The organism is Shewanella sp. (assembly GCF_051658185.1).
In the GTDB taxonomy this organism is placed as follows: Bacteria; Pseudomonadota; Gammaproteobacteria; order Enterobacterales; family Shewanellaceae; genus Shewanella.
Window position 1 is genome coordinate 1 of the sequence record NZ_JBOFMC010000229.1, and the last position, 6,645, is coordinate 6,645.

5 protein-coding genes are annotated in these 6,645 nt (G+C 48.6%); 3 read left to right on the forward strand and 2 right to left on the reverse strand.

The window, feature by feature from the left end; translation table 11 throughout:
* Positions 1-960 precede the first annotated feature (960 nt).
* Complete coding sequence (locus tag ACRCZA_RS09095) at positions 961-1,776, forward strand: substrate-binding periplasmic protein (RefSeq protein ID WP_438674128.1); 816 nt, start codon at positions 961-963, stop codon at positions 1,774-1,776.
* Between the two features lie 4 nt (positions 1,777-1,780).
* On the opposite strand, the gene ACRCZA_RS09100 is transcribed toward ACRCZA_RS09095, so the two are convergent.
* Positions 1,781-2,674, reverse strand: a complete 894-nt coding sequence (locus ACRCZA_RS09100; protein WP_438674129.1) for a LysR family transcriptional regulator — start codon at positions 2,672-2,674, stop codon at positions 1,781-1,783.
* A gap of 141 nt (positions 2,675-2,815) precedes the next feature.
* Between ACRCZA_RS09100 and ACRCZA_RS09105 the strand changes: the two genes are divergently transcribed.
* Entirely contained in the window at positions 2,816-4,072 is a 1,257-nt protein-coding gene (locus ACRCZA_RS09105; protein ID WP_438674130.1) for an adenylosuccinate synthase, read from the forward strand.
* 323 nt (positions 4,073-4,395) lie between these two features.
* A complete protein-coding gene (locus ACRCZA_RS09110) occupies positions 4,396-4,818 on the forward strand; it encodes a thioesterase family protein (protein WP_438674131.1) in 423 nt (140 codons plus the stop codon).
* A 145-nt stretch (positions 4,819-4,963) separates the two neighbouring features.
* Here ACRCZA_RS09110 and ACRCZA_RS09115 read toward each other — a convergent pair whose 3' ends face one another.
* Positions 4,964-6,460, reverse strand: a complete 1,497-nt coding sequence (locus tag ACRCZA_RS09115) for a putative bifunctional diguanylate cyclase/phosphodiesterase (RefSeq protein WP_438674132.1) — start codon at positions 6,458-6,460, stop codon at positions 4,964-4,966.
* Positions 6,461-6,645: the final 185 nt, after the last annotated feature.

Genomic DNA, 6,645 nt, shown 5'->3' on the forward strand with positions numbered 1-6,645 from the left:
CATGAAGTTAAGCATCTACGCGAAGGGCATTTAAGCCGGTTGCAGCTGCATTTAAATTCAATTCAACACGAGAAAGGCGCAAGATTACTCGCTTAGCTGAGCGATGTAAAACGATTCGCGAATTTGTTTGAGCTAAGCAGCAAATTCGCATAGTTATTTTTAGCATGCCCCAAAGTGAATTATCGATACGCACACTTAGGGGTTTTTATTTTGTGATTATTAATCATGTATTTAAGTGTATTGCGGGAAAGCTTCAACCTTGAGGTTACTGCTCATAGCAAGCGGCGATGAGTGAATCTTTGCGTGTTTAAAAAAACATCTTCAATGCAGTTTACTATGGAATATTGAATGATTATTCACCGATACTTGTCGTGTTTTAGTGGGCTAAGCGCGGGTAATGTGATCAAGCTTCGGTTTTTGAGGGAACTCGCGCATCATCTCAAGCTAAGTACGCGATAACGCCGTGGGTTTTGGCATCTTTATGCAAATTAAGCTGGTGATTGCCGAGGCGATATGACGGTGCTGGGGTAGCGGACCAATAATGGCGCGGCAATGTTGTTGTGACTAAAAAATCGGAAATCGTGCTAAAAATGGCATTCATTTAGCGCGTGGTGAGTAGTATGGCTATTAAGGGGGGGCAAAATTCGGTGTCAGGCTATTTTTTGCTTAACCTTTTTAGCTCGCCCTTTTTTGGGGGAGGCGCCTTGTTATGGCGGTGTCGCTGTTGTTGCTAACGTAGTGTCGCTCATTCATTGATCGCTGTTAACTTATCTATTGTGGTTTATCTCACTTGTCGCTAACGCGAGTGTTATCTCATTTTGATATGGCGGCAGCCGGTGTTGCCGCACTCATGTTCAGTAAAATCATTGGCATAAAATTAGGCGTTTATGCTATAAACGCTGGATAAAGATGCAATTTAAGCTGCGCCCAATCTAGGGGCGGGATCAAAGTTAATAAAACATGCGTCAATTAGGTGGTTTTCTGTCATTGTTACAGGCTCATTTGCGGGCTATCTTGCTACTCATCGTTGCTGTGGTGGCCCCTTCAGTATGGGCCGAGGAAAGCTATGGCAGTTCCAAGGTATCCTCCCATCAACTTATTACCCTCGCAGCGGAGGACAGTTGGCCTCCCTTTGCTAACCACCTCGGCCAAGGTATTTCCCATCGGTTAATTAAGGCGGCATTTCGCCAATCTAACATTGAAGTCAGTAGCTTAGTGGTGCCCTATGCCCGCGCCTTGATGATGGCGGAAAAAGGTTGGGTCGATGGGGTGTTTAATGTCACCCGTGAGGCGAGTACGGAAGGCCGCTTTGTGTTTGGGCAAGTGCCGTTATTTGCCGCAACGGCCTCATTTTATCAAGCCAAACAGCGGCCGCTTGATGCCGATAATAAATGGCAACTGCCTAAGGGCACGGTAGTGGGAGTGATAAAGAGCTACGAGTATGGCGATGAATACCCCAAGCTCGTACAGGAGCGAGAGCTTAATTTAGTGACGGTATCGAGCGATCAACAGCTCATTAATTTATTGCTGCTAGGACGTATTGATATGGCGTTGATGTTTGATGCGGTTGCGAATGAACATTTGCAGCAAATGGGCATCAAGGGTGAGATAGTGCCCGCCTTTTATAATCATACCAGCGATATTTACTTGGCGTTTTCTAAGAAAAATCCGCGTGCGACTCTCCTGGCCACCGCCCTTGATCAGGGCTTATTACACTTAAAAAACAGTGGCCAATATCAAGCCTTGTTGTCAACGGCGCCCTCAGCGATCCGCTAGTCCCTTAGGGCCGAGCTGAACGAATAATCTCTTGATTCACCCAGTGTAATAGCTGCTTGATTGCCTTAGAGAGGATTTGATTCTGCCGGACGATATACCCCAAACTGGTGCTGGGAAATTGCGGCAGCGGGGTGATTTTGCTTCTTAACCCCGCCTTAGTGTAAATCGAAAACTCAGGCACAATCGCCACGCCAAACCCTGCCTCTGCCCAGTCAATTTGCGCATCCACACTGCCCACCTCCATGATCCGATAGCGCGGTAAGTTAAGTGATGGCAGCGCCGGTTCAAGCAGTTCTCGGGTGCGGGTGTCATGCCCCAAGAGGATCAATGTTGGCTGCTCGGCCAAGGGCGTATCGGCAGGCAAGCTGGCTTGTTGCCAAAGCTCAAGGTTATCCCCTAGCGCACACCAATTTATTTGCTGTAGTTCAGTAAAGTGCAGTGGTTGGCTCTCTTTTTGGGCAATCACAAAACCGAGATCGGCTTGGGCGCTAATGACCAATTCTGACGCTTGGTAGGAAGTGGTATTGAGTAGCGAAAAATCGATCCCCGGAAATTCTTTTTTAAATAACTGAAAAGGCTGGATTAATAAAAGGCGTGAGATGATATCACTGGCGGCAATGGTTAAGGTACCTTGGCAGAGATCGTTCATCGCATTTAAATCTGCCTGACAGATCTGTAACTCCTGCAGGGTTTTTTGGCTTGTGTCTAATAACCGCATACCGGCTTGGGTTAACCGAAAAGGATTGCGCTCAATTAGCTTAACCCTCGTCGTTTGTTCTAATTGCTTCAGGTGTAAACTCACGTTGGGTTGTGTCATATGCAGCGCGGCTGCCGCTCTACCAAAGTGTTTATACTCCGCGAGTGTGACAAAGGTTTTTAACCAATGAAGATCAAGCATGGCGCCACCATAGACAATAACAAACAGGGTTTATGGGGCTTATGATATATGAAATTCTTATTGGCGCGATAACTATTATTAATTTCTCTTATTCATTGGGGGGCTTTAGCATATCGGCTTAATCAATGTGGAGATGATGTTATGCCGTCTATCGTGGTTGTGGGTGCAAATTGGGGTGATGAAGGCAAAGGCCGCATCGTGGATTATTTAGCGGCGGATGCTGCGGCGAGTATTCGCTTTCAAGGTGGCAATAACGCTGGCCATACCGTGGTCAATGACTATGGCACCTTTAAATTACACCAATTACCCAGTGGCATTTTCAACCCTAACTGCATTGCAGTTCTCGGTCCAGGCATGGTGATTAGCCCTGAAGCCCTGAGCAAAGAAATTGCCGAAGTCCAAGCGACTGGGGTTGAAGTTAACTTATGTATTTCTGATCGTGCGACCCTGTGCTTACCGCTACACGCATTGGAAGATACCCTAGAAGAACAACGTCTTGGCGATTTAGCTTACGGCTCAACCCGTCAAGGCATCGCGCCAGCTTATGGCGATCGCGTGATGAAAAAGGGCATTTTAGTCGGTTGGTTAAACCAGCCTGAAGTGTTGCAAGAACGCATTCAATTTATGCTCGATTGGAAATTGCCGCAGTTAAAAGCGCTTTATCCAAGCTGCGATTTTAACCAAACCGCCGCCGAAATGACTGCATGGTTATTAGAGGTGACTGCCCCTTGGCGTCCGTTTATTTGTAATGTGACCGAGCCGCTGAAAGCCTTGCAACAGCAGAATGCTAACCTGCTGCTTGAAGCGCAACTGGGGGCGGGTCGCGATCTGGTTTATGGCGAATATCCCTATACAACCTCATCAAACGTGACCTCAGCTTACGCTGGTATCGGCAGTGGTTTGCCTGCGCTACGCCCAGAACGGGTGATTGCCGTGGCGAAAGCCTTTAGCTCATCGGTGGGCACGGGCACTTTAGTGACCGCGATGGCCGAGCAAGATGCGTTCCGTGAAAATGCCAATGAGTTTGGCGCGACCACCGGCCGTCCTCGCGATATGGGCTACTTTGATGCCGTGGCGACCCGCAATGGTGTTGAGCTACAAGCTGCGACCGAAATTGCGCTGACGAAAATTGACTGTTTAACGGGCATGCAGGATCTGAAAATCTGCGTAGCCTATGACGGTGAGCACAGCGAAAACCCGATTTGGCCACAAACGGCCGCGTTAAGCCCAGTGTATGAGCAAATGCCAAGCTGGAGTGAAGACATTACCGGGTGTCGCACCTTTGAAAGCTTACCAGTGGCAGCGCAGCACTATGTGGAGCGTATCGAAGCCCTGATGGGTGTCCGCGTGAGCATGGTGTCAGTGGGACCTGAGCGCGATCAAATGATCATTCGCTAATTGAGTATCCCAAAACCAATTGGGATGTAAGCTAAAGCCATAATCGCAGCTGTGATTATGGCTTTTTGTTGTTTTAGGGACGCGATTGGCGTTATCGCGTCGCCGACTCCCAAGGCGTCAACATTTGTCGTTCGCACGGGTGTCGTTAGCATGGGCATCTTTTGGCTGATTGAGGAGCGTCCATGGGGTGCATCCATGGGGGCATCCATGAGGGCGACGTGGCGGATTGCGATTCCCGCCATTTTTTTGGGGAATGGTGGGGGTGTTGTTTTCCCCCATTAGCCGCTAGACTGGGCTTAAGATCCTTCTAGCCTTGTAGTTATATGCCAGTATTTAGCCCAACGTATTCTTTTCCCGTGCAAATTTATTATGAAGATACGGATTTTTCGGGTGTGGTTTATCATCCTAATTTTTTAAAATACTTTGAGCGCGCCCGGGAGCAGGTGATTGGCGCCCAGCGTTTGCGGCAATTATGGCAACAGCAGCAACTGGGCTTCGCGGTATATCGTACCGAGATGTTCTGCCATGAGGGCGTTGAATTTGCTGATATTATTGATGTGCGCACGCGGTTTTATTTTGAAAGTAAGTACCGCACCGTGTGGCAACAGGAAATTTGGCGACCGCAGGGAAATAAGCCCGCCGTGACCGCGACGATTGAGATGGTGTGTATGGATGGCGCGCGGCGCTTGGCAATGATGCCCGCGGAGTTGATTGTCGCCCTGAAGGCCGATTGGCCAGCCGTTTAGCCCCCAGAGCTACCCGTTTAGTCACACACTGAGTGACCGGTTTAGCCCCACCTTGAGCAACTGGTTTAGTCACTCTCTGAGTCACCCGTGTAACAGCAATGCCTTAGCCATCAATGCTGGCAACAAATGCTGGTAATAACTTAGCCTAGTGGCCCGATTGCAATTGGGCCCAGTTCATCTCCAGTTCTGCGGCGCGCATAGGTTTGGCATAGTGCATGCCTTGGAGTGTATCCGCCCCCATTTGCACTAAGATCTCACGGATCTCGGGGGTTTCGACGCCTTCTACCGTTACCTCATAGCCCAATTTTTTGGCGATGTTGATACTTGCCTCTAAAATGAACGCCGCCGACCGGTCCTGCTCCAGCCCCCGTAAAAAGACCTTATCGATTTTGACCTCATTGGCGGGCAAGTGCTTTAAATACGCCAGTGACGAATGCCCTGTGCCAAAATCATCGATGGCGAGTTTGACCCCGAGCTGACGAATTTTATCTAAGGTATCTACCGCCTTATTGAGATCGGCCATCAGGCTGCTCTCAGTAATTTCAATCATTAAGCACTCTGGTGGTAATTGATAATGGGCAAGGTGGGCCGCAATCTCGGCAGGTAAAGTATCGCTATCAAGATCGCGGGTGGATAAATTGACTGCGACGCACAGCTCTATGCCCGCTGCGCGCCATCTGGCTTGCTGGGCGAGGACTTGCTCTAATGCCCACTGGCTAATTAAATCAATCATCCCGGCATATTCTGCCAATGGAATAAATTCTGCGGGCGAGATAAAGCCTAATTCTTCGTGTTCCCAACGCATCAATGCCTCGACTTGGGTGCAGCGGCCGGTTTTTACATCTTGCTTGGGTTGATACACCATATAGACATGGTTGCGTTTGAGGCCTTTGGGCAGGCTATCAATGATTTTTAGTTCGCGTAGCTGGCGAATATCGTCATTGTCGTGGTAATAGGCGATAGCGCTGCGGGTAATGCGGGCCTTTTTGAGGGCAAGATCGAGCCGCTTGAGCATCATGCTGACATCTGCATGATGCTGTGTCAGTTGTAAACAGCCTACCTGTAGCGTCACGCTGATTGGAGTGCCATTAATCGTAAAGGGAGACTGTAATTGGCCGCGTAGCTGCAGCAGTTGCGTCTCGGTTAAGGGCTTATCAAAATACAGGAAAAACTCATCCCCATTTAACCTCGCCATGAGTTTGGGGGCCAAGCTGAGTTGCCCTAAACGTTCAGCAAATTGGCTCAGTAAAATATCACCAAATACAAAACCAAAGAGATCATTAACATAACGAAAACGGTAGATATCGATTAGCACAAAGCTCCCCTGAGTGAGGGGCATCATTGACGCCAATGTACGCTTGAGGCCGACACGGTTACTTAACCCCGTGAGCTTGTCTTTACCAGTGTTTGCCGGCAGGGCGGACAGCAGTTGATTAATGGAGTGGTATAAGGGGGCAAACTCTTGGGGGACCACAGCAATATTGAGCGGTTGGCGCGCGGATTTTTGCTGATCAAGCTGGGTACATAATTGGCTTAAAAAGCGTTGTTGCTTAGCTAACGCCTGATATTTGGCGAGCAATAGGTAGATAACGCCGATCAATACGATCAGCAGTGCGATCCCAATCAATCCCATAATCATCATTCCTTTGCCTCAAATTGTGTCGCGGTTATTTTTTTAGGTTATGTTATCGATAACTGCGGGTGTCATTACCTATCCGATTAACTGTCTAACTCTTTATATTTTAACTGTATTTTACGGTGTAGCTTCGTGGTGGCGCTGTGGTAGAACTGTGGTAGAGCTTGCCCTGTCGCATGTCATTGCCGCTG